This window comes from Armatimonadia bacterium (assembly GCA_039679385.1).
GTDB lineage: Bacteria > Armatimonadota > Zipacnadia > Zipacnadales > JABUFB01 > JAJFTQ01.
This window is the reverse complement of the sequence record JBDKVB010000016.1, coordinates 46,666-67,976: the sequence shown is the minus strand read 5'-3', so window position 1 is coordinate 67,976 and position 21,311 is coordinate 46,666. Positions and strand designations below refer to the sequence as shown.

The following is a 21,311-nucleotide window of genomic DNA, read 5'->3' as shown; positions in this document are numbered from 1 at the left end:
GGGTGCCCTTTGGGCACCCCGTTTCACTACCCTTCCTCACCCGCTACGCTATTCCACAGGTCGCATGTGGCGACGGGCGAATAGCACCATCCACACTCCCCCCACATACCCAGCCAGGGCTGCCAGTCCGCAGCTCAGCAAACGGTCGGGCATCTGGGCACACCCCCAGGCGCACACGGTCATCCCCACAGCCATCAGCATCGCCACTGCCGGGAGCCCGAAGCGCCGCCACAGCCAGAACCGGTCCACTAACCCGCTCATCCCTCACCACCTGAACTCGACGGCCCTCGCCAGGTACAGCGACCACTCGAAACCCTCTGCCCGGTAGATCGCTCCTCCCAGGCGCAGGCCATCATCGTGCCTGGCCCCTCGCAGTGACAGGCTCATCCCGAGCGCTGCCTGTCCCTCAACCAACAGGGCGTCCACAAAGACCTTGCGCTCCGCGATCACAGGCCAGTCCGGCGGCAAGAGCCCGAGTTCGACGCTGATCCCGCCTCCGAACTCCAGCGACAGATCCGGTGCCAGGGGCTTCACCACTCGCCCCTCCAACTCGCCAAATCCCTGCGCCTCGACAGCCCCGCAGGCCAGGCACAACACCACCAGAAACGCTACGCGCCGCATCCAACGCCCTCCTATCCAGTCGCAGGCATTCCAGGCCCCGACGCTGTATCACCCTTACCACCCGACTGGCGGAAGGCTACGCTGTGTGCCAGCGTCGAGCTGCTCCACGTCACCAGGGCTCCCATCAGCAGGTCTGCTGCGGTCTCGTACTCCGGGGTCAGACACTGCCTGGCCCAGGTCAGGAGCACGGAGCTCAACATCGCAACTGCCAGCTTCTGCCACTTCGCCCCTCCCGGCGGCAGTTTCCACACCGACTTCACCATCTGCACCACCAACGCAACCAGGGCGCCGGCGATCACCTCTGCAGCCTCTGGCCGCTGGGTCATCAATGACGCCAGGTCTGTCCACTCCTGCATGGCCGCTCCCTCCCTCGACTACGGACGCTCCAGCAACCGGTCCACCTTATTCTCCAGCCGGTCGATCTTCGTGTTGATCTCGTTCAGCCGTCGTTCGCTATCCTGCTCCTGCTGCAGGTGCACATCCAGCGGCACGAACTCCCTCCGCAGATCCTCGCTTGTATGGTGGTACCGCGGCTGAGCTGCCGTTGCATCGGCGCAGTGTGCGCCAACGTTCGTGTACCAGATGATCGCAAACGCGACCACGCTTCCCACGGTGAAAAGGCTCGGTGGCCGCAGCCACTCCTGCCACCACTTGGTCCGCTTTCCTTCCCCGCTTGCCTTCCCTGCGACCTCGACCTCTGACATCCTCTTCTCCCGTCCCAAAGGCAGATGCCCCGACCACACCCGCTCAGGCTCAGTCGGGGCATCCCAGGTTCCAGCAGCGGCAAGGTCCCGCTGTCAGCTTCTCCTCGCACGGCTGCACTCAACTTCCTCAGCGAAGCAGGCCCTCGCGCTGCCATGTGAAGCTGCAGTCGGCCGAAGCCGTCCCGCCGTTGGTGATCTCCAGCGTGAACTGGTCGCCGCGTGAGCTCTCGGTTACCCTTACACTGAAGTCCGGCGTCGAGGTCTCTGCAACAAGGTGACCCGCAACGATGAACTCCGCCTTCTCGGAATGGGTCACGATCTTGCTCTGACTGGATCCCGCGGGCACCGCCGTCGCTGTTCCGCTTCCGGAGATCTTCGCCATCTGCAGGCGGCAGCAACTCCGCTCAACCCCGCTGGCCCAGTTGTCCACTGCCGTCACCGTCCCCCCGGCATCGAGCGTCATCGTCCCCAGGTACACCGAACCACCTGGCCCTGGCGGGGCGAGCTGTGCTGCGAAGGCCACAGTGCCCTCGGGTGCTGAGTAACCCGTGGCCACTGCGTACACATGGTTGAGTGCTCCCGCCGTGAGACCGCTGATCGCGCTGTTCACAGTGGTTGTGCACCAGCAGTTCCCGACCAGCCCCTCGCCTGCGGTCACTTGCTTCCCGCTGGTCAGCTCCCACCCGGCGAACACACCTCGACCGAGCACCTTCTCCACCAGGCTCCCCAGCACCCGGTCTATCGTTTCTGCCAGCCGATTGTGGTGGCCTGGCTCAATGAAGTCGTCTGTCCCCAGGTCTGTCGCCAGACCATACCTCGGTGTCACGCTCGACATCCACCCTCACACTGCCTTTCCGTCTATCTCCGGCCGGCCGCATACTGTGCTTGTCCGTAGCGGCAGCGGCCATAGACCCCGCGTTGAACCACTCGTCCTTCAGGCATCTGGAGCTCCCGTACTCGACGCTGGTCTCCCGGCATGAACACCGAACCGTCCATCGCCCTGTGGCACACGACTGCGGTCGACGGCTGACCCGGCCTCACCAGGCGGTCGATCTCGCTCCTGAGCATCTCCGCAATGGACATGCCTAGCTCTCCTCTCGCAGCCACCGTGCCTGGATCTCCGTCGTCGCCGGCCGGTTCCGACCCCGCTGCACAACGTGCCGAAGTGCCTCGACGCGGTACTTGCGTCCATCAGCTCCAACGCTCTCGGCACCGCGAAGCTGAACCACGTCCCCGATCCGCATCCCCGGCTCCAGTGGTATGACTATCCGCACCCGTTCCGGTCGTTCTGCCTTCTCCGCATACAGCGAGAGGGCCAGTCGGTTCGCCTCAGCCTGTGTCGTGTGCGTCGCTAGCGCGCTTACCGACATCTTGCGCCAGCCCACGAAGTGGTCCGAAGTTGGATCACTCACCGAGCCTGCCTCAAGGGCCGCCGCCTGTATCGGCTCGCCGGTGGCACTGACCCCACACACAGCCACGTAGTTCGCGTAGTCCTCACCGTGCAGGCTCCGCTGCGCACGCTCAATCGACAGTACCGCTCCCTGTGTGCCTCCGAGCCCCGCGACGCCGTCTCGGGTGTGCAGCTCCCACTTCACGGTGCTGTCGCAGGCGCCGTGAGTAGTCCCATCATGCCGAACCACATCCTGTGACGTCCGCTTCTGACGACAGTAGCGGCAGGCCTTCCGGAACTTGCCGTCCACGTCCTGGAACAGAACTCCTCGGTGGTCGAACTCCACTACCTCGGCCAGAAACTCCGACCACGCACGTCCCGTCTCAACACGCCATCGCGGCTGGTCGAAAGGACCGCTACTCAGCCGTGTCCCGGTGTCCTCAAGATCCTGCGCACTGGCTGGTATGCCGCATCGCCCCAGTACCCATGCCACCGCTTCAACTACCGGCCATCCGTCGAATACCGGCGCGCGGCCATCACACTTCTCGTCCCGCAGGCGGACCATCCCGTCAATGATCACTGCCTCCAGCCGCTGCTCCAGCGACTGTCCTACGCTTGGGCTTGGTTCGACCGCATGGCCGTCTACAACGGGCGTGTACTCCGCCGAGCCGTCGTCCAGCGTCCAGCCCAGTTCCACCTCGCACCGTCGGTACTCACTGAGGCCCGCATATCGGCCCTGGGCGTTGTCCAGACGGATCTCGTACAGGCTGGCCCTACCATCACCGCCGACCTCACCCGTCACAGCCTCTACATCGTCGGTCACGTCAGAGCACGCCGTCGTCCCTGGCTCAACGATGTCGGCCTGTTGGCCTATCTGCACGCTGTGCAGCTCCGGCGATACACACGTGCGGACCGTCTGCCCCTCTGGTTGATGCACGTATGGCTCCAGGGTGACGCGCCAGCTACGCTCAGTCGGTCCCAGATCAGCCCGCAGCTCCGTGTTGTCCTCCACCGTAGCCTGGGCGAGAACGGTCCCATCGTCCTTGCGGACCGGCTCCTGACGCGCCTCCACGAACAGGTCGCCGGCAGACACCAGGGTGTCATACCCGGCCTCCAGCGGAAAGCTGTCCAGGACAGCGCTCACCATCTTCACCGGGAGCACCGAGAACGCCCATTGACCGGCGTTGTGCCACAAGGCTATCCGTCCCTCAGGAACCTCAACCGGCTCGCCCCCGCCCGAACAGACCCACAGATCCTCCGCGAAGCCATCGGTCGAGGCCACGAGTTTCCCTCGCCACACCGCCAGCCACAGCAGAACGCGCTGCCCGGAGGCGTTCCCCTCCAGGTTGCCGATCCTCCTCCCGTGCCCCTGACCAGGCACACTCTCCCACACCCCGCCTCGTCGCCGCCTCAGGAAGGCCGGGCCACCATAGGGGACCACCAGCGACCATTCCTTCGCCGAGCCGACTCCCAGTTGCACCTCTGTGCTTGGAGGCTGAGAGGCCCACGAGTGCCCCGCCCGTGGCGGAACCCTCTGCAGCCCAACACAGATGACCGGGTTGCGCGGCAACGTGAAGCGGCTCACAGCTCCCGTTGCGATCTCGGCGTTGCCGTCCGACTGGTAGAGCCGCACCTCTTTCCCGATCCCCAGGCCTTCTAGACCCTGCCAGCGACCGCCGTACAGATCGAACTGGTCCAGACCCACCGACTGCGTGCTGTCCAGGAACGGTCGGCACACTGCCAGGTTCAGCTCGCGGTGGTCCAGGAGCATTGCTGCCGAGGCTTCACTGTGGCTGCCCAGTCCCGCACCAAGCCCCAGCGTCTCCGACGACACCGTATTGCACTGCACGCGCCCGGCTCGCCAGAGGTCACCCACCACCTCGTACCGCCCGAATCCATCAAACTCCTGTATGTACTGCCGGCCCGGCTCGTACAGCCGCACTCGTGCGCCCGGATAGATGCGTTTCGCCATATGCCCTTCCGCCTCACTCGGCGACAGGTTGCTCTGTCGCCCTGGCCTGGATCCTGCCTCCGACGGCTCTCTTCCGCGCCCTACGCTCCGCCAATCGTGCTCTCCGCTTCCCACGTCTCCCCGTCATCGTAGGAGGCGTAGACCACTAGTTCCGGCCATCCCGCTACACATGCCAGAAGTGGCGCGCCCTGCCCCGTCAGCTTGACCAGCGCTGCTCTCTGGCCCGTGCAGGCTTCCGCCACCGGCCTCTCCACTTCACCGCCGGAATAGGGGAGCCACGTTGCACCGCCATCACTGCTGCGCCGGACCCGGTAGAACCCGTCCCGGATACCTACCACGTACAAAAGACCGTCCCGCTCCACGGCAACCGGCAAGGACAGCATGCAGGCCTCACTCACAACCCTCACTCCACTTCCTGTCCGTCATCGCGCGACTGCACCACTACCGTCTCTTGGCCGTCGCGCTCGTAGGCCACAAGCAGTGTCCCCTGCCCGTTCTTCGCCACGTCCGCATAGTCGCTCATGCCATCCCCCGACACCACCTGTGCCTCTTCCCAGGTGCCGCTCAGCCCGCCGCGACGTCGAAGCTCGATGTTGCCCTCCCTGGTGTAGGCCACGAAGAGCTGCCCGAACTGGTCCTCAGTCAGGTCCGGGTTCCCCCAGGCCCGATCGAGCTGCAGCGCCACCGGAGTCCCCACGCGGTTCTCCACCTTCACACCCACCGGTGAGGCCAGGTACGGACCATCTGCGGTGGCCCTGCACCGGCATCCCGACGCTGGACCAGCGGAAGCCAGTCGCATGTCGGCGACCCCTCTGTAGACCCCGGATCCCCTGTAGGGGGAGCTCACGAGTTCCGCCTTCATCCTCGCCGTCGACCTCAGCCGCACGACCTCCCCGAAGGGAACCTGGGCACAGGGTCCACGCATCCCCGCGGGAACCACCACTCGCACTGTCTCGAGGGTCCCATCCCATCGCGCCGCATCGACGTCCAGGGCGAACTCCTCGGGCACCTGGTACCCGGCATCGAAGACCAACTTGAGTTGCGCAGGACCCACTTCACGGCCCGCCCCCATCAGCCCGCCGTAGTAGCCCAGGTCATGCCCCGCCACGAACTGCGGTGACCCGTCTGCGTCGAATCGCCCCAAGCCCAATCCGTCGCCGAGTTCCTCCGGGTGCACCGCGAACCATCGCGGAGCGTTGGTTGGTTGCCCCGTGCCGGTCTGGGTCAGGAACCCCTCGCTCTCTTCGTACAGATCAGGCCGCCAGTGGTACCGGACTCCTCGCTGCAGCACGCCGCTCGCAGTCTGCGCTACCCCTCGCTGGCGGTAGCGCCCTGTCATCACTGTCGGACTGCGGAAGTAACTCCGGCAGTCCATAGCTTGCGGGTTGTCGAAGGCTTCCGCGCAGTTGGTGCAGTACCCCTGGACTCCCAGACTGCTCTCCGGGTCACGGTAGGCCGGACCTCCGCAGTAGGGGCACAGGAACCCGGCGATGCTGGTCCAGTCGCACGTGCCCTCCGACTTCCCCGTCCGCATCTCCACAGAGGGATGCACCTTGCCGAACTCCAGTCCCACGCGGGCAGCTTCCGGCTCCTGCTCGTCGATCCGGTCCTCACTGTCCAGCACCACGTTCCCCTGGAGCTTGCCGCCGATCAGCCACTTCGCCTCAGGGTAGTGACCGGCCGCGCGGAACTGCCCCGGACTGCTCTCGTAGTCCTCGAAGGGCTGGCTGCCCAGGGTGAAGCCGCTCTCAAGAGGCCCTTCCTCCTCCACCACGTTGTAGCTGCGGATCACAGACCCCTGATTGACCACTTGCCCGACGTCGGCCACGTACCGGTACTTCGGCAGCGTCGACTTCGTCACCCAGCCGCCGTAGCTGGCCTCTTCCACCTCGAACCTCTCGCCGGTCTCCGCGTCTTCCACCCACAGCGCTCCGCGCACATAGGGGAAGTTCTTGTGCCCGAAGCTCCCCTTGCGCCACGCCTCGGGGCGGTACGTGTCATCCCACGACGAGTACGCCCTCGCCCCGAGCACTATGTCCGAGTACGGCCATCCCAGTACCGGCACGCTTCCCCAGGTCGCATCGTGGATGCCTAGCTCTCCGCCAAAACCCTCTGTCGGGATCGTCGCGCTCCAGTACCCCTCGCTGTTAGTCGTCGCGGCGGTCCCGACCACCTGGCACTTCTCCATGTCCACGATCACGATGCTCAGCCCACTAAGGGGCACTCCCGGCCGTTCATACACTCGCCCGCAGACCGTCTCGCCACCAGTGTCATACGCCTCCAGCGGAGGCATCACCAACGCTGTCTCCGTCCCCTCCTGCACCTCAACCACGCGTCGGGCACAGCCCCATCCGGGATCCCAGTCGCCCCAGGCGTTCCTGCGGAACTGCACTACCGTATGCTCACAGTGGGGGAGACCGCTCACGGTCACCTGCCCGCTCTCAGGCACCCCGTACACCTCACCCGCATCCTCCATCGTCCCGATGCGCAGGTAGGCCCCGGGGGTCGCCGTCACCCTCAATACCCCGCTCTCCAGGCTGATGACCGCCGGAAAACCCTCACTCACTGGTGCCCGGTGACCGAGGTACATTACGCTGATGCCCTTCACCCACCGGGGCAGTGCCTTCCGAGCCGTCTCCTCACTGCCGTCTCGCCGGTCTCCGGGGCGCTGGTAGACGGCCCCGTCACCCTTCGGCACGATGGTCTTCCAGCAGCCCGTCGCATCTGCCTGGATTGGCGTCAGAACCCGCGGGCCCTCTACCCATGTGCCCAGCGACTCCGAGTACACCAGCTCGTTGTACTCCTCGCTATCCCACAGTACGACCTCGCCGTCCTCGCGAGTCTCGAGTATCACCTCAAGGCTCACCTTGGCCCCTGCCTCAGGCACCCCATCACGAAGCACTTGGCCCTCCAGGCGATAGCCCATCACAAGGTCCTTCGTGATCGGCGCCGCGACAAACTCCGCCGGTTCCACCCGCACACCCCAGTACCAGTCCTCCACCATCACCGCATACCGGCCGCTGCCTCCGGGGGTCGTCCCTTCCTCGATCAGCCACACCTGTGCGCCGTCGAGGACCACCTCTGGCCCGGTTGCCTTGAGTACCCGGCCTTGCACCACGCCGGCGCTCGTTGTGAAGGCATACTGACCCTGAGCGGCCTTCCGCCCGTCCACGATGACGCCCTCACGGCCGCCCAGCACAACGCGGTCGCCTGTCGCGTATCTCCTCTGCATGGCCCTTCCCCCAGACCCTGACTTCCGAACCGCTCGGCAGTCTCCGACACTTCGCTACCGCGCCAGGTCCAGCCGACACGCCCGCATGAAACCGTCCCAGGACCGCTGTCCGAGGTCGACTCGGGTTCCCGCACTTCCCGTGGCTGCCGCCCGGGCGCTCTTCCTCACGCCTAAGCTCTCAGACGCAACCTTCGGGCATCGCCCGGGCACTCTTGCCCTTCCTCTGCTTCCCCGGAAGCCCATGCCCGCACTTCCGAGGGCCGAGCTGCTCGTCGCCCTGTGACCTGATTCCCTTGGCGCCATCGTCCTCGCCGACACGCCTTGCCCTCGACGCAGCCTTGGCTCTGCCGGCCCTTGCCGAGTCGCCTGGCGCCCTCGTTTCCAGGCCTCTGCAACCGCTCCCGAGGGCCCCTGCCGCCTCTGATGGCCGACCTTGCCCATGGACGTCTGCACCGATGCCCTGCTCTGCCGGTGTACAGCGCTTCCCGCTTCGCAGGCTCCCGACCAGGTCCTCAGCCTTCCGGTTCCGCTCTGCCGCGCAGCCCTTCTCGTCCTCAGGCGCGACGCGCTCACCCTAACTCCGGTCTCAGCCACCGCCTTGCTCTCCGTCTCCCAGGTGGCCCGTCGTCTGCCCCGTGACAGTTGCCGGAGCAGTCCCACACGCACCGACGTCACCTTCAGCAGCCCACGCCGTCGGACGCACACGGACCGATCCACGGCGACGCCGCTCTGCACACGTGTTCCCATAGCTCAGCCCTCCATGCCGGCATCCCGTCCAGCCTCTCCAATCCCCGCCACCCGCAGATGGACGCGGCGCTCCAGTCTTCGCAGGCCAGCATCGCCAACCGCGCTGCGAGCGGCTCCAGCAGTTCCAGGCGAGGTCCGGCCGCCTTGCCTTCCAGCTCCTCCTGGGTTGCGAAGTCCGAGCCTTCCCGCAGAACCCGGCCCCCAACCTCAGACCTCTCGACGGCCACGATTTCTCGCACACTCAGCAGGCCTCGGCTGCCTCCGCACACCAGGTCGGCGGCTTTTTTTTCGCGTCCTCCAGTGCACCTTCGCCCTCGGCATTCCTCAAGTTCACGCGATCGATGCACTCCCCGACCCATTCCGCCAGGGCTGGCGGCATCGCTGCGAGCAGGTCCACACGCTCTTCCTCCGCAAGCTCGCTCCCACACTGCAGACCCGTCGAGCCGTCGTACTGCCGCACCGGAAGGCACCAGTCCACCAGCGAATACCGATAGTCGTACTCCGCCATCGCCCAGCGATCACACCGCCGCACGACCGACAGCACTCGTCCTCCGTCGCTGAGTTCGTACTCCTCGTACCCGCCGACGCTCTCGCGTTCCAGCGCCTCACGGTGGGTCAAGGCACGCACTTCCACCCAGCAGCCTCCAGGGGCTACTGGCGGCGCTTCGAACCGCACGGTGCCCCCTTCAGCAGCCGCCACAATGACCCATTGCGAGGCCTCCAGCTCATCGCCTCTCGCTACATAGCCCCGACTCATGCCAGCACCACAGGTGCCGTCAGACCATCGGTGCTGCCAAGCGCCACGAAGTCCACCTTCTCCGAAATCCGCCGCTCATGCGAACCCGGAAGCCCCAGATCGCTCGACGTGTACAGCACTCGCGGCATCGTCACCGTCGCCACTGTCGCGCCACGCTCCAGGGTCAGACGCAGTGCCGCCTCCTGACCCGCCGCGAAGTCCGCGAAGACCTTGCTGTCCACGAAGTCCCGGGACAGCGCTCCTCGGCAGCGCACGCCGGCCAGGTTGTACAGTTGCAGTGGCTCACCACTCTCGCGCAGCCGCAGACCCTCCTCCGGGTCCTCCACCACGTTGTCCAGCACGACCTGGATCGCCTCGCAGTTCACGTCCTCGACCAGCGCACCACCGGCCGTGGCGATCTCCACCTTCGCTTCGCGGAACACGTACGGCGCCGCCACCGGGATGCTCGGAGTGGCCGACGTTCCTCTCTCCATCCGCAACCCACACAGCTCCAGGCTGCAGGTCACCGGTTCACCCTTCACGAAGTCGAAGGTCGCCGTCCGCACCTTCACATCCGTCAGCTTCTTGACGTCGTTGATGCAATCCACAAGGATCGAGGCCCACTTGCCCTGGCTGTCCACATCCCGATCCTGGATCCACGAAAACAGGGAGCTCAGACTCCCGGGCACGATCGGCACTCGCACAGAGCCCTCTGCCCATTCCCCGGCGGAGTAGTAGCTGGTCTGATACGCGCGACCGTCCGCCGTATCCAGCACCACGTAGTTCTTTTTCCAGCTCAGCGTCTCACCGTGGTCGGCGTTGACACCCGTCAACGGCAGCCAGGTACTCGGCGCCACATACGTTCCCTTCGTCTCCTGCAGTGCGAACCCAAACGACCCCTCTAGCGACAACGCAACTGCCATCTGGTCACCCTCCTCGCATCCTCGCTGATCCCTCTGGAGCTGGCCGGTCCGTGCCTAGGACGCAGCGCCCCAGACCTCCGACCGTCTCGCCAGCACCTCGAGTCTCGCCACTCTCACCGCCGAACCGCGCTCATGTAAAGCAGGCTCCTCGGAGCAACGGTAGTCGACCCGTGTCACTTGCCCGTACCAGCAGGTGCCGCCCAGGTACGGATCGCCCATCAGCAGGTTGAACAGCCCGGCAACCTCGCTCTGGAATCTCTGCTCCTCAACCTCACCCTCCAGGCGTTTCCGCACGTAGTACACGCTGCTCAGATACCCCTGCGTGTACGACCGGTTCGTCCCTTCCTTCAGCGGCTGTTCCATCGCCACCGGCGACACCACGACACACGGGAAGGCTCCGGGCATCGGCCGCGGGGTCACCGCAGGCTTGCCTTGCCCGATCCATGCCAGTTCGGGCACGCCCGTCTGAACTAGCTTCACCACCGCGTTCTTCGCCACGTGATAGCTCCCCGTGAGCGCCTCCGTCAGCACCACTTGCTCCAGTCCTACTAGCCCCTGAACCGTCCGCCGCTCGGTGACTCCACCGTCCTCGGTCACCTCGACCTCCGTGCCCACAGCGAAGAGACGATTGCTCCCTACCTGAAGCGTGTCCTCAAGCTCCGCGTCACTTCGGAGCCGCACGGCGCCCTGGCACAGCAGGCGCAACGCCTCCAGGATCTCTCCGTGGTGGAACATCTCAACACCCATCCGACCTACCCCCTTACCACTCTGCTGATTCCCTGCGGATGGCCGCCCTCGCTACACACCGGACAGCTTCTCGAGACAGCACGCCGCTGCCGGCCCTCAGACCTCTTGCCGTCTCACCGCGAGCCTGAGGTGATGGCCTGCCCCGGCCTGGTCCTCAACGCCCAACACCTCGTAGACGACCACAGCAGTCACTGGCTCCGCGACCGAATGTGCTGCCCGCAGCGCTGTGCCCAGCGTCACCTGTTGCCCGTCGACCGCCACCACGCTGTTCAGCTCGGAGCATTCACCCAGACCAACCTCCACCCGGTCTCCGCTCTGCAGCAGCCCAACCGCCACCGTCACCTGTGTCTGTCCTGCGACTACCGCGACCTGCAGCGTATCCCCGACCTTGGCCTCGGTGAGCAGATCGCCTACTTGCACGTCACAGGGCTCCAGGTAGCAGGCATGCGTTGCCCCTTCCAGTCTGCCGACCAGCGTCTCCGCAGCCTTTGCCCCTCTTGGCTGAAGGGCGCACGGCACCGCAGTAGCCGCCAGCTCGTACACTCCCGTCAGTACCTCACCCAGTCCCGTCTGCGCCACCCGCGGCCGGCGAATGGACACTACGTCTCTCATCAGCGCCAGCAAGCATGGGTCGGACAATCAGCACCGCCTCCTGTGGAATCAGACGGGCCCCCGTGGCTGCCTGTCCGCAGGCTCACGGGGGCCCGACTCAGTCTGTCCCGTCCTCCACGCCCTCTACCTCGCCCAACCCCGTCTAGTCTCGCCAGACGGTCTGCCCTCAGACCGCCACGAGACCGATTCGTCGGTACGACCTGGCCGCCTTGCGAGCCTCCGAGGCCCACCTCAGGACTGTCCCCGCATTCTCGCCACCCTCGTCGTAGCTCACCGCGTAGTCCCCGATCCGCAGGCTTGAGACCGCTCCCTGCGTTCCAGTTCCCTCCGCCAACACCTCTGCCGCCACCAGCTTCGCCTGGGCCAGCGCAATGTCTGCAGGCGCCGTCACATAGCCCCAGTCAACCGTGAGGTGCACGTTCATCACGCCGCGCGGGAAGGCCCCCAGCAGCTTCCCCTCCTCCTTCAGCCGAATCGTCCCCTCCTCACCGAAGGTGACGTACTCGTCTGCCGGAACCACCTCGCCGCCAACTCGCAGCTCCTGAATCCTCACCACGGGGTAGATGCCACTCGCAGCCAGGATCAGCCTGTCCCGACCCTTACCGTCGACCACCACTTCGTCATCCGCGTGGTATAGGAAGTCCCGGCCCGCCTCATGCTCCAGGGCACAACGCGCTGCCGCCATCAACTCCTGTACCCGTGTCTGGACCTGGTCGCTGTCGCCAACTCCGCTCAGATCGTATCCGGCCAGCAGACGCAGCACGTCTGCAGTGCTGCAGTAGGAGCTCCACAGCCCCATCCCGAAGATGCCCTCAGCTACCATTCCTCGGACCACGTTCCCTTCTCATCGCGTACCCGCACGCGCCACCGGTACAGGTGCTCACTGGTCAGAGACCCGCCGTCATACACCGCACGGCTCTCGCTGGAGGACACGACCCCGCTGTCCCACACATCACCGATCCCTTGCTCCAGCAGCTCCCGACTCGACGCCACGATCACCTGATAGGCGCTCTGAGCCCCACCCTCATCGTGCGCGTACTGCCAGGCGAACTCCGGCGTCGGGTCCGCGATGCTCGTCGGGTTCTCCTGTCCTTCGACGCGCAACTGACTGACTCGGGGTCGCGCCGCTTCCGGAGCTTCTGCGATGCGCCACGCATACAGCTTCGGCGTCGCCTCTGCGCTGCTCGCCCGTCCGAACACGAACCGCAACCGCACCAGGCCCGTCGTCAGCGAACTCAGACGTTGGCCCTTCCACAGTGCTTCCACCGAGACCGCATCCACGCACCCATCGAAGTCCGCCGCCGTGAACCCCGCCATCGGCTGCTCCGTCGTCCCGTCCAGCACCTCAACCGCGATATGCCCCGCTCCCGGTGTGCAGTTCAGGCGCAGCGTCCCCCAGCCTTCTGCGGGCTTCTCAAGCAGCGGCGTCTCCAGAAGCCCGGTGGTCTGACCATCGCTCAGCTCGTACCAGGCCTCGCCGCTCAGACGGATCGAAGCGAAGTTCACCCACGGCCACGATTCGTAGTAGTAGACCCGCCTATCACCCAACTGGAACGGACGGTCCGGCACCAGGCGACTCGGCTCCCCGGACAACTCCGACCTCGGGATCCATTGCCCGTCGTTCGCGAACTGCTGGAAGTGCACTCCGTCCTCGCTAACGTAGCAGTACACTCCCGACGACATAGCGGTCGCCGTATCCGTGTACAGCCCCAGGCAGTCCGCCTGGTCCAGCACTGCGCACTCCCCCGCATGAACGAGAGGCCCCGCGAGTGGCGACACCGTGTTCCCGTGCGGCAGCGGCTGCAGCGAACGCGGGTCGCTGCCGCGAACCCCGATCACCGGCCGCAGGTCCGCGCAGTTCGTGGTCATCCGGTCGTGAATCGACTTCCCGCGTGCGATGCCCCAGTAGCGCCTCGCCCCTGCCTTCTCGTACGGGTTCTCGATGATCTTCCAATCCGCGTCTCGGTTCGCCCACACCCCGAACCCGTTCAGCTGCGCCGCCAGGCGATCCGCGCCACCCAGGATCGGACAGATGGGGTTCCCGTCCCACCAGTGCTTCTCGCGACTGAAGGACCACCGGTCCGGCGCACCGCAGAGCTGGTAGCCCATGAAATGGTCTGGGTGCGACGACTGCGCGACATACACTAGCGACCACGTGCCGTCAGGGCACCGAACCACGGACACGGGGTATCCCGTATTGCAGGCGACATCCCTCTCCTTACCTGGCCGCATGTCCGAAACCGCCAGGAAGGGATTCTGCTTCCCTGCCGGAGGCGTGTCGTCCACCCACCGGATGCGTCCCGTCTCTGTGTTCCAGCTCCCGCGTATGTACCCAGCCCGTGACACACCGCTGCTGTCCACCCCAACGATCAGTGCAACGGACTCTTCAGTTGCCTCGTCGTACAGCACTGGAATCGGCGCCGACCCAATGTCGTGACGCCACGTCCCGGACGCGGTCAGATCCGCTCGCACAGCCTCAGGGCTGGTCTGCTTCGTCGGACGCGTGATCTTGCGCGACAACCGCTTCACTCGCCAGGCCTTTGGACTCTGCCCATCCGCCTGGGCCAGCATGAAGTTGTCTGCCAGATCCGGCCCGGCACCATTCGCGTCCCGGCGCAGCACCTGGTACGTCGTCGGCCCCTCAACCTCAACCCGCTCCAGGAGAACCCGGCATTCCAGCGTGTTCGTCTCCCACGTCGACGGCTTCCCGTAGCAGGCGCCATTCTCGTACCACGAGGTCCCGCTGCCATCCATGAACGCCGTCCGACCTCGGTCGTACCGCAGAACATTCGGCGACACGAAGTCCGTGTTGCCCTCTTCTGCGTACTGCCACTCCAGCTCCGTGAAGTACCGCTGGTCGCCGTGGAACTCCCACAGCAAGGCGTCCATCGTCATCTCGGGGATCCGCTGCCCCTGCTGCGTGCTGCCCCACGACCTGCACCCGGTCAGCCGTGCCCCGTGGTCCGCCACACCTAGGCTCCCGCCCGAAGGAATCGCGGGCAAGGGACTGTCCAGCGTGAGCACCTTCGTCGTAGCGTCGTAGTCGGCTGCCTTTACGCGCCGGTCCGCGCAGTTCCCCGTCAGGAACGTGATAGACGCGCCATTCCAGTAGTCTGACGGTATCCCGTCCGCGAAGTCCGTCTTGAAGCTGGTCGCAGTGTTCCCCGCGTCGCTGACCACCGAGAACGAGCGCCCGGTCGTCCACTGGTCATACACGTTCGTTGCCAGCGTCGGGTAGTGCAAATAGTCGACGGGCCCGAGCCGGATGTATCGCCCCGACGGGTTGTCCTTCGGAACGTGCACTCGCTGCCGGTACGTGCCCGGTCGTGGAACTGACCAGTTGTCCAGCACGGGACGTCCCGGGATCGCTGCTCCAATCCGGCGGTCGCCGCCATACCCCGGGAGCACCTTCAGTTCAGCATAGTTCGTGTAGTTGGTGTCCTGTACGTAGGACGCGCGTCCCGCGTCCAGGGTCAGAGCGCACGGAACGCCCAGGGGCAAACGGTCGTCCTCGCTGAAGTCGTGTCGGGGCATCCCAATCAGGAACCGCCGTATCCCCTGCTCCCGGGCTCCGTCATCCACCAGGCAGTACCGGTCCGCTGCACCATCCACATGGAAGGTTCCGTCCCCGGCGGCGTAGTCCGCGTTCAATCGGTCGTTGAAGCCCGCGTAGAACGTCAGGTTCCCGTTCCCCTCGGCTCCCGTGACCCGGTACCGAAGGCCTTCCTGCCAGAGGGCGGCTGCCTGGGCCCCAGTCATCGCATCGTCCCACACTGCCATCGAGTGCATCATGTGCGGGCCGTGGCTTATGGTCCCGATCACTGGACCCAACTGCAGCTTCGTCGGCGTTCCCACTGGCGCGTTTGCGGTGTCAATGTGGTAGCCCGCGTCCACGCCGTTCCAGTACACCCTCAGGTGCCCCTGGTTTGCCACTGTGAAATCCCACGTGTAGACCAGGTGCTCCCACGCCACGTTCGTCGTCTTCCACTCCGTGCTCGCGTACCAGACCGTGCCGTTTGAGCACACACCGAGCGTTCGCCCGCTGCACTGCCGGATGTAGTTCGAGCTGTTGACCTCTAGCCGCCAGTACAGGTCGGTGTTGTCGTGGGTGTACTGGGGCCACTGCCAGATGGCTAGTGTGCCCTTTTCACCGGCTCCTGCACGGATGTTCCCCGCTGCCGGATACCACGCCCCGGCGCCGCGAGCATCGATCCACAAAAACTGTCTCCGATCCAATCGGGCACGCACCTTTCCGGCCTTAGCCTCTCTCTCCCGCCTCACGCAGACGCCGCCCGACATCGCTGCCGGGCGGCGTCCTCCAGACCCCTGCTGCCACCTTCGCCTGCTCCTGACCTATCCTCTAGGCAGTCTGGGCAAGGTTCACAGCCACGACCACCGCGTCGTCGTTCTCGAACTCAACGGCTACCCGCGTGGTGATCGCGTAGATGTTCACGCCTCGCAGGATGTCGCGGTCCTTGTCGATCCGGATCTCCCGGTGAACCCCAAACACCAGGTTCTCACGCGGCGTCAGGAAACCGTACGAGAGGTTGGTCCCCACATACTCACTGACACCACTCAGGTTCGTCGGGATGCTGGGAACCGAGATCACCGGCACGCCCATATAGGGCGGCGTCGCGATGCCCTGCAGCGCACTGTCGCCACCGGCTGTCGGCCGGTCCGCGAAGCTGTCGTGCCAGTCCTGGACGCAGGCCGGCGCGAAGAAGAATCGCAGATCGCGGTGATTGCGCTTGTGCTTGTCCGGAAGTGCCCTGTACATCGCCTGCAGCACGCTCTTGTCGAGCGTGTCGCCGGTGACGTTCACCACGTGCCCGTCGCCTGCGAGCTTCCGCCACCCGTTCATCCCGTGCAGGAAGGTGTCGGCCGAGGTCTTGTCGCCCTGGATGGCGAGCTCCTCAAGGTCCGTTGCCGTCTGCTTGGCCATCGCCGTGATAACGGTGCTCTCCAGCTCACCACCGGCGATGCTGTCCTCCAGCGCCTCAAAGGTGATCTCGAAGGGGGTCATGACCTCGACCGCCGACAGGCTCACCTTCGAGAATGCCGGCTCACTCAGAGACCCCGGTGCGACACCCTCGCTCCTCAGCATGCTCACGCGACCGGATGTCCCAATCCGGTCCAGTTCCATCGACGCAGACCGCATCCGAACGACCCGCGCCTGCTTGACCATCGTTGACTGGTCCGCAACCAGGTCGATGAACCGGTTCGCCTGCTGGGTGCTGAGTACGCCACCAGCCTCCAGATCCGTCGTGTCTACAGCCTTCTGCAGCAGTTCCTCCGCGCTCAACTACAACACTCCCTTCCACAGTTGGGCTCCCTGATGCCCCTTGGGTCCGTACTCCACATCCGTCCTCTGCTGTGCCTCGAAGCTGCGACGCAGGCTCCTGTCGCGCCGCAGCGCCGTGCCCTCCATCGTCTCGCCGGATGGCTCGCCCTCAGCGATCGCCTTCTCCAGCGCCTCCACCTGACCACCAAGCGCCTCCAGCTTCTGTGCCAGCGCTTCCATCTCATCCCACAGGTCGCCGGGAGGATCGGCCTCGTCACTTGGCCCTGGTTCTGCTGGCTCCGTCTCCTGCGCCCTGGGGCCACCACGCCCTAGAACTCGGCGCAGCTCCTGCAATAGGCCTCCGAGCTTCCCTCCACGCGTAGCCCCACTCGCGTTCGCCTCTTCACCAGCGCCCTCTGTTGCCTCTCTGCTCTCAGGCTCATCCTCTGCTTCCACTGCTTCACCCTCCTTCTCCAACGCCCGCAGGTACGTGGCCGGATTCGCCGCCTGCTCCGGCTTGCATACTGCGACATGATCCAGCGTCACATCGTCGATCACCCGGATCACCTCCCCGGCCGATTCGTCGTACACTCGGTGCGCTGCCGTGACGCGACCGCCTACACTCAGCCCGTACTCCCCGCCGTGCCTGAGGTTCTCGTACACGCTCTTGGCCTCAGCATGCCCTCGGTCCAGCCGGCCTCGGACGTGCAGCCCTTCCTCATCGACCCAGCTCTCCTCCACCACACCCAGTACAGTCCTGTCTCTTCCCTGGTGCCCCAGGGTCAGGGCCGGTCTCCTTCCGCCACCCCTGTGCGCGGAGCCGCCCTCCGTCTCGCCCCTCAGCCGGCGCACCATGCTCTCCAGCGCCCTGTGACCCAGACGCTCATGCTGGCGGTCAATCCTGGTCGAGGCCGCCAGCCCTTCGAACCGCCATTCCTGCTGCTCCTCGCTCTCCATCGCCACTGCGAACCTCGCTCCTCATGCCCTGTCTCACCGGACGACAGCGCCTCTCCCTGCCCCTAGGCGGATGCCTTCAGACCCAGATGCCCGCGCACTTCCTCGGGCGTCCAGACGCCCATCTCCTGGTACAGTCGAGCGATCTCCGCATGCTCCCGCTCCTCACCCAGGTCCATCTCGCGGAACCGGAACTCCCACGTCCGGATTCCCAGGGCCTCGCGGATCAGACGGTTCATCTGGTACTCGATCGCCCGCTGCTCGGGCCGGATCACCTGCTCGCGGAAGGTCTTGTCCTGATCCTGGCTGTTCGCCAGGTTGGCGTTCTCAATCACCGTCACTTTGCTCGGCGGAACCCGGTGAACCATCATGATCTCGTCCCGGTTCGCCTTGCGGTATCCCAGGAACGCCGCATCATCAGCCATGCCCACCGTCAGCGGTTCCAGGCGCACCTTCACCCCATCGCCGGGGACGTCCAGCACCAGCGTCTTGTGCCCGTGACCGCGGACCTCGCTCTCCATGAAGCCCTGGATCTGCCGTAGCAGGGCCTCCGAGAGTTGGCCGCCTTCGACGATGATCGCCATCCGCGGCACTGCGTTGTGCTCGAAGAAATCCAGGTTGTACTCGCGCGCTGCCTTATCCCCGGCGATTGCGGGCAACGCTGCGATGATGTCCGGCACCCCGTAGTAGCTCGACTCCGGTGTGTACTTCCGGAAGTGCAGGATCTCACTCGCATCCTCTGCGCCCTGGCCGCGACTGCCGAAGGCCCGGAACCACTGCCGCCGCGCGCCCCGGATCTGCACGTAGCCTCCTCGATCGCCCGTCACACGAACCGTCGTCCCGGGCACGTGGTAGAACCCGTCGATCTGCCGCTGCGCGTCCCGCGTGATCTCCAGGTAGCCGTTGCCGATCGTCTCCACGTCGGCCCAGACGGTGCGCATAACCTCGGTGAAGGTCATCTCCGGGTTACACGACCCGAACAGCTCCTCCAACCGTGCCAGTTCCTCGTCCTTACTCTCTGCACTCACGCTCACGAACCGGTGCCCGAGCCCCACCACGGTCGCGACCTTCGCATCCACACATGCCTTGTGGGTTGCGTTGCTCCCGTAGAGCGCCGCCAGGGCGTCAAGGTCATAGGGTGGCTCGACCACCGTGCCGTCCTCATACAGCCCGCACCACGGTGACTCCGGCAACTGCTTCGTCTCACCGCGTGCAGTCTCTCCGAGCACATGCGCTTTCGCCAGCACACTCGACATTCTCGTGCTACCTCCCGAACTGGATGGCACCGCGTCCCGGAGGTGCCCTCCGCCTCTGCCTGCTCACCCGGAACACAAAGGGGACAGGACCCCTCAGGGCTCTGTCCCCCTCCTTGCGACTCACTTCCATCCCCTGTCTCTCCGCCGCTACACTACAGTTGCTCTCATCCCACGTCCGCTCCCACGCTTCACAGCCTCGCAGACAGCCCCCGCCACAGCATCCGCCACATCCTTTGAGCCTCCCGGCGGATGGTCGACCTTCCGACCCGCCACCAGCTCCAGTCTCCGCATCTCCTCCTCAAAGGGAGGATAGGCGTAGGTGCGGAGCCGACGCTCAACGAGCAGCCCCTTCAGCGTCTCATACGCCTCCATCGTCCGGTCTACGGACACTGTGCGGGTGGCTACACCATGCCTTCCGAGAATCTGACGACTGTCCGCGCTCTGCCATCCGTCGTAGCTCACTTGCCCGATGGGGAACCCTCGCTCCCGCAGCGAAAGCACGATCTCGCGCGGGGTCGCCAGATCCACCTCGCCACCTTTCGGAGCCTTCATCCGGTGCATCAGCTCCACGACCACCTGGGGCCGTCCACCCTCTCCCGCAGAGTCCTCGCAGTACGCCATCGCGACCCCGCAGGCATCATGCTTCAGTCCCAGGTCAATGTGCACATAGCGTGTCTGTCCGCCCTTCGGACGGAACCATTCCTCCAGCCGCCCCCGGGCATCGAAGGGGTGTCGCTGCCTCTCGTCCTTCGCCGCCTCGAGACACTCCCAGTCGCTCAGGTACGGGTGCAGGGCTGCCGTCGGTCTTGCCGCGAGGTCTCGTAGCGCCCGTTGCGGGTTCACCTCAAACTCACGACGGTACTCCACGGGCACTTCCATTCCCTCGTATCGGAAGGTCTCACCGCAGTACATCCGCGCCGGTCTCACTTCCCAGGTCGGCCGCCGCGATCCCAACACCCGCGGATCACTCTCCGCCACACGCAGGCGGCGTTCGAGGAAGTCCTCGCCGGTTCGTGGCGAGCTGATCACCAGTACGAACCCGCGGTCATTGAACCGGCTCAGCACCCGCCGCTTCAGACCGTTGTAGACCTCCTCCACACTCTCCTCTTCGCCTTGAGCCTCCGCCGTGAACCATGCCGCTTCATCCACCACCGCGCCCAGCACGTTGTACCCCAGCGGGAACGTCGTCGAGGAGTTCCCGGCGACGAGCGCAACCTGTTGCGGAAACCGGATCTCCGTCGCCAGAAACGCCGTCTGTGGGGCGTATGCCCGGAACCACGGCGACGTTTGCACCTGGCGCTTCACCGTCGCAAACACCACCTGCCGTGCTTGCCTCGCGCTCGGTGCCGCCACCAGGAACACGATGCTGCTACCCGGCGCTACTCCCAGGGACCGTTGCGGATCCCTCAGACACAGCACCGAGTGAGCCATGTACGCCAGCGCCAACGCGCCCAGATATGACTTGCCCGACCCAATTCCCCAGCAGATCACCGCTTCGTCGTATCCGCCGCTGAACATCTCCTCCAGCGTCTCCAGCACTCCCGGAAACACTGTGTCGCCAAGTCCCAGGTACTCCGGAGCTTGCACGAACTCCCGCACACCCGCTCGTCCGGTTCGCAGATGCCCCTCACCGAGGAGCCACGGTCGCTCCTGCACCAGCCACTCTCCCTACACTCACTCGTCTCGGCATGGCCTGCTGCCTTGAGGCAGGCCACCGTGCCGCTTCCACTATCACAGGTCCGTATTGACCGCCAATCGGTGCATGGTGTCTTCAGTTACTCAAAGTAACTCGTGTGTAATATCCCTGCGTACCAGTACCCTTCGCCTATTCAGCACAAAACGTCGCGCCTTCATGATTCAACGAAAATGTAACTGACAAGAATATTGACAGATGGCCGCCCCGCTCACTCTCGCCCCAAACGCCTACCTACCCTTCACTCACCTCCTTGTGCGTCTTGTGCCACAGACGCCCCCAACCTTGTCCCGATTCCTTGCAGGACTCCGTCGCCGCCAGGGGAATACTCCACGACGGGCGGTCGCTGTTACCGGTGATTACGGGCCCGACAGGCCCCTGGACCGCGAGTTGCAGTGCCCAGCTCCTGGGACTGCCTTGCAGTCCAGCACACGTTGACTCGC

General features: G+C 65.3%; 19 protein-coding genes. All 19 read right to left on the bottom strand.

Annotated features, from left to right (window positions below; genetic code table 11):
* Nucleotides 1-48 precede the first annotated feature (48 nt).
* The 19 genes from ABFE16_01365 to ABFE16_01275 all read right to left on the bottom strand — a co-directional run bounded on the left by ABFE16_01365 (nt 49) and on the right by ABFE16_01275 (nt 20,831).
* The gene (locus ABFE16_01365) at nt 49-261 is read right to left on the bottom strand and encodes a hypothetical protein (protein ID MEN6343916.1); all 213 of its coding nucleotides are present in this window, start codon (nt 259-261) and stop codon (nt 49-51) included.
* Between the two features lie 3 nt (nt 262-264).
* Nucleotides 265-621: a hypothetical protein gene (locus ABFE16_01360; GenBank protein MEN6343915.1), complete on the bottom strand. Its 357-nt coding sequence runs from the start codon at nt 619-621 to the stop codon at nt 265-267.
* Nucleotides 622-632: 11 nt separating this feature from the next.
* Nucleotides 633-977: a hypothetical protein gene (locus ABFE16_01355; GenBank protein ID MEN6343914.1), complete on the bottom strand. Its 345-nt coding sequence runs from the start codon at nt 975-977 to the stop codon at nt 633-635.
* 18 nt (nt 978-995) lie between these two features.
* A complete protein-coding gene (locus tag ABFE16_01350) occupies nt 996-1,325 on the bottom strand; it encodes a hypothetical protein (GenBank protein MEN6343913.1) in 330 nt (109 codons plus the stop codon).
* Between the two features lie 127 nt (nt 1,326-1,452).
* Entirely contained in the window at nt 1,453-2,151 is a 699-nt protein-coding gene (locus tag ABFE16_01345; GenBank protein ID MEN6343912.1) for a hypothetical protein, read from the bottom strand.
* Between the two features lie 32 nt (nt 2,152-2,183).
* Entirely contained in the window at nt 2,184-2,408 is a 225-nt protein-coding gene (locus ABFE16_01340; protein ID MEN6343911.1) for a hypothetical protein, read from the bottom strand.
* 2 nt (nt 2,409-2,410) lie between these two features.
* Nucleotides 2,411-4,687, bottom strand: a complete 2,277-nt coding sequence (locus ABFE16_01335) for a hypothetical protein (GenBank protein MEN6343910.1) — start codon at nt 4,685-4,687, stop codon at nt 2,411-2,413.
* 80 nt (nt 4,688-4,767) lie between these two features.
* Nucleotides 4,768-5,085, bottom strand: a complete 318-nt coding sequence (locus tag ABFE16_01330) for a sialidase family protein (protein MEN6343909.1) — start codon at nt 5,083-5,085, stop codon at nt 4,768-4,770.
* Nucleotides 5,086-5,090: 5 nt separating this feature from the next.
* Nucleotides 5,091-7,919 (bottom strand): hypothetical protein, encoded by a 2,829-nt coding sequence (locus ABFE16_01325; protein ID MEN6343908.1) that lies wholly within the window; start codon nt 7,917-7,919, stop codon nt 5,091-5,093.
* 988 nt (nt 7,920-8,907) lie between these two features.
* Nucleotides 8,908-9,423 (bottom strand): hypothetical protein, encoded by a 516-nt coding sequence (locus ABFE16_01320; GenBank protein ID MEN6343907.1) that lies wholly within the window; start codon nt 9,421-9,423, stop codon nt 8,908-8,910.
* Nucleotides 9,420-10,325: a phage tail tube protein gene (locus tag ABFE16_01315; protein MEN6343906.1), complete on the bottom strand. Its 906-nt coding sequence runs from the start codon at nt 10,323-10,325 to the stop codon at nt 9,420-9,422. Before ABFE16_01315 ends, ABFE16_01320 begins: the two co-directional genes overlap by 4 nt.
* 54 nt (nt 10,326-10,379) lie before the next feature.
* Nucleotides 10,380-11,072 carry a hypothetical protein gene (locus tag ABFE16_01310; protein MEN6343905.1) on the bottom strand — a complete coding sequence of 231 codons (693 nt, stop codon included), beginning with the start codon at nt 11,070-11,072 and terminating at the stop codon, nt 10,380-10,382.
* A 96-nt stretch (nt 11,073-11,168) separates the two neighbouring features.
* Complete coding sequence (locus tag ABFE16_01305; GenBank protein MEN6343904.1) at nt 11,169-11,711, bottom strand: hypothetical protein; 543 nt, start codon at nt 11,709-11,711, stop codon at nt 11,169-11,171.
* A gap of 139 nt (nt 11,712-11,850) precedes the next feature.
* Nucleotides 11,851-12,519 (bottom strand): hypothetical protein, encoded by a 669-nt coding sequence (locus ABFE16_01300; GenBank protein MEN6343903.1) that lies wholly within the window; start codon nt 12,517-12,519, stop codon nt 11,851-11,853.
* Complete coding sequence (locus ABFE16_01295; GenBank protein MEN6343902.1) at nt 12,501-15,902, bottom strand: hypothetical protein; 3,402 nt, start codon at nt 15,900-15,902, stop codon at nt 12,501-12,503. The genes ABFE16_01300 and ABFE16_01295 overlap by 19 nt, the downstream gene beginning before the upstream one ends.
* A 142-nt stretch (nt 15,903-16,044) precedes the next feature.
* On the bottom strand, nt 16,045-16,986 hold the full coding sequence (locus tag ABFE16_01290; GenBank protein MEN6343901.1) for a phage major capsid protein: 942 nt from the start codon (nt 16,984-16,986) through the stop codon (nt 16,045-16,047).
* Nucleotides 16,987-17,928 carry a hypothetical protein gene (locus ABFE16_01285; protein MEN6343900.1) on the bottom strand — a complete coding sequence of 314 codons (942 nt, stop codon included), beginning with the start codon at nt 17,926-17,928 and terminating at the stop codon, nt 16,987-16,989.
* Nucleotides 17,929-17,984: 56 nt separating this feature from the next.
* Entirely contained in the window at nt 17,985-19,175 is a 1,191-nt protein-coding gene (locus ABFE16_01280) for a phage portal protein (GenBank protein MEN6343899.1), read from the bottom strand.
* Nucleotides 19,176-19,322: 147 nt separating this feature from the next.
* Complete coding sequence (locus ABFE16_01275; protein ID MEN6343898.1) at nt 19,323-20,831, bottom strand: hypothetical protein; 1,509 nt, start codon at nt 20,829-20,831, stop codon at nt 19,323-19,325.
* Nucleotides 20,832-21,311: the final 480 nt, after the last annotated feature.